2 protein-coding genes are annotated in these 3,067 nt (G+C 60.2%); one reads left to right on the top strand and one right to left on the bottom strand.

The window, feature by feature from the left end; genetic code table 11:
- Nucleotides 1–440 precede the first annotated feature (440 nt).
- On the top strand, nucleotides 441–1,097 hold the full coding sequence (locus tag MJD61_22225) for a hypothetical protein (protein ID MCG8557976.1): 657 nt from the start codon (nucleotides 441–443) through the stop codon (nucleotides 1,095–1,097).
- A 106-nt stretch (nucleotides 1,098–1,203) separates the two neighbouring features.
- Here the strand turns inward: MJD61_22225 and MJD61_22220 are convergent.
- A partial coding sequence (locus MJD61_22220; GenBank protein ID MCG8557975.1) for a TonB-dependent receptor occupies nucleotides 1,204–3,067 on the bottom strand: 1,864 nt, incomplete at its 5' end.

Raw genomic sequence — 3,067 nt, 5'->3', positions numbered from 1 at the left:
GGTGGCAACAGGGAGCCGGATGGGCGGCAGCGGTAAGGCAGCACCAGCAGGGACACAGACCGACGGCGAGCGGGTAACCGGCCACCGTGTGGCTCGGTTCTTGCCCGTCTCCCGTCTCCCGTCTCCCGTCTCCCGTCTCCCATACCACCGTTAGCCTGGCGAGAGCGCTCAGCCTCCTCGAACTCGCCATACGTAACCTCTCACCGGGTTTCACGCTGCAACGAGGGGGCTTCCTCACCGCCTTTTCTGGGTGGTCCAAATCCGGCTCGATGCCCTGCGCCGGGGCTCATTTCAGCCGTGGCTCCAATGCGCTCCTCGGGCATCTTCTATGGGCGCACTCGTTCAAGAGGGCGTCTGCAATCCTCATTTCTTGGGGACCGAACGCTCATTGTAAACGCTTGCCCACTTTCCGATTACCATGAGCCTGAAGGCCGATTGGGATGACCCTGACAGGAGGAGACGTCGGCGAAGAAGGGAACTTGAAGTTCCTGCTCATAGAAGAGGACAAGTCGCAATCGAGGAAGCGATCCAGCCATCTATCGCAGCTACTAACGAGGACAGGAAACGTCGTAATCCCATCCTCCTTTCATAATGCATTTGAGTTGTTGGATAGGAACAAGTCAGTCCTTGCGGTAATCGTCTATCTCACAGGACAAACGTTTGAAATTGAGATTGTCCAAGCGCTCCGAAAAAGGAAACCGGCAATGCCCATGCTGCTCTTCAGCTCGGAGCCGTCGGCGCGGTTGTCGCATGAGGCCGCGATGCTTGACCTACCGTACGTGCTCGAGCCCATTCCCCATGCCCTTGCGGAGCGTCTGGCACAACGCGCCGCGATGCGGAACGCGACCAGGCTGGGAGCCGTGAGTGCAGCCGCGCACATGATGGCCTGCCAGTGCGGCCTTACTCCACGCCAGCACCAGCTGGTATCCGTGGTCGCCAACGGAACGATTCGCCGTAGAGGAATTGCTCAGCGATTGAACGTGACCGAGAACACCGCAAAGGGGCTGATCCGGGAGGTTCTCTTCAAGACTGGTTGCAAAGCGATTTCCGACCTGCATCAGAAGTTGGCCAAGCTATACCCACAAAATACAACTTAAGCCAAATCTACACATCGTAGCAACGTGATATAGACAATGTGATATACTTGTGGGTCCGGATTCGCAAACGGAGTAGGTCTTGGCGCTACTGTCTATAATTCTAGTTCTAGTAGTTAGCACGTAGTACCGCAACGACGTTTCGGCCTGGGGAATAGACCGCGGATGCAAAGGTCTTGTATCCGGCGTCCAGCAAGTTTTCGACTGACACCGTGAATGACAAATTGTTACCGAGCCGAAGGCCACCGGACAGGGTGACGTCGATCCAACCTCGAGCTCCATCGCATCTGCCCTTTGCGCAAATGCGAATATCCTGTCGATCGGACCTGCTGAGGCGGGTCTGGGAAAGGGCGCCGGCGAACGCGCTGCTTATCCACCATCTACCCTCCGTGCGTTCGCCGTAGCGAACGCTGGCCAGGAGCATCGGTGGCGGAATCTTGGATGCAGGCTCGGAACTCGTCGTGCCATTCAACTCCGGCCGCTGCGTCTGACCGTAGGTCTCCCAGACGCTGAGCGCGGTGGTCAATTGAGGAGTCCAATGACGTTGAAGAGAGAGCTCGGCACCGATCAGCACGGCGCGGCTGGCATTTCTTCGAGCAAGTACGGGAAGGCCTTCGATACGGCTCCGGCCGAGATAGCTGGAAGGAACGCGAACGATCAGTCCCGTGAGTAGGGAGCCGTAGAGGTAGGCATCCCAGCTCCAGTCGTCGGCCTTGAACTTGAAGCCCGTCTCGGCCGTCCACGAACGCTCGACATCGAGCTGGGGGCTTGGCACCGTAAATCCGCGAGCACCGCTGCCAAGAGCTTGAAAATCCTCGAGATTGGGCGCGCGAAACCCCACCAGCAGATTCCCAACCCATGCCAAATTTTCGCCGAGCTCGTGGCGCACACCTAGTGACCCCGTCACCCCGCGCATGCGGCGATCAAAGGGGTCAACAGCGGCGGGCTCGATTTCCAGGAGTCGATCCGCTGGAGCAGAAACGTGCAGATAGGTGCCACGGAAGCCGGCAAGCAAGAGGGCGTCGCTCCCCAGGCTCTGAGAAAGGAGCATATACGCGCCGTACGCGCCGCTATTGCTGCCATCGACGTAGCGGCCGCGAACGCGCTTAGTGCTTCCGCTGGCCGAGACCAGTCCGGAGCTTCCGATTTGGTCGATGACCGCGTTCATTCCCACTTCGAGGCTTGCAAGCTTCCAAGGGCTACCACGTAGAGCAATGCTCGGCTGCCAGCTCAGGACGCGGTCGCGCTGATTCTCGATCCGGTCGGTCCGCAGGCGCTGCCGCCACTCGGCGCGCAAGCTGATTCCCGCGTGAACATGCAGGCGTACCCGGCTGCCAGGCAGACGTGAGACATAGGTCGCAGCAAACGCGTCGCGTGTTAGGCTCTTCACCAGCTGCTGATCTTGCGCCGTGGACACATCCGCACGAGGGCTGTCAAACAGGCCGTTTGATTGGTAGCTCAAGCTCACTCGCCGAGTTCGTTGTGGAACGAAGTCGAGTCGTGCGGACAGTGTCCGTTCGCGGTAGCCCGTGAATGGCTGAAGACCCATGGAGCCGCCCCTACGTACCAGGCCGGCCCGACCCACTCCTGCTGAGACGCGAGCGCCAAAGGGTCCCATCCATCCACTCAGCGAGCCTCGAACCCGTCCTGCGTGCTCGGCGCTCGAACCCCTCGCGAAGGCCGAGCCCCTGACACCGGACGGGCCACGGCCTTCCGCTGGCGTACGCTTGGTGACGACACGCACAAGGCCGCCGAGCGCGTCGGAGCCGTACGCAACGGATGCGGGGCCTCGCACTACCTCGATTCGTTCGATCGACTCAGGGTCGACCAGATTGAGAAGCGCGTTGCCGCCTACTCTCATGAGGGCATCATTCAGACGCATGCCGTCGAGCATGAGCAGAACACGGTGGCCGGTGAGTCCTCGAACGATGGGCGCTCCCGAAGAACTCGAGGTGCGTTGCACGAGCACGCCG

The sequence above is a fragment of the Pseudomonadota bacterium genome (assembly GCA_022361155.1).
Classification (GTDB): domain Bacteria; phylum Myxococcota_A; class Polyangia; order Polyangiales; family JAKSBK01; genus JAKSBK01.
Note: the sequence above shows the minus strand (reverse complement) of the source record. Positions and strands in the feature narration are given on the sequence as shown.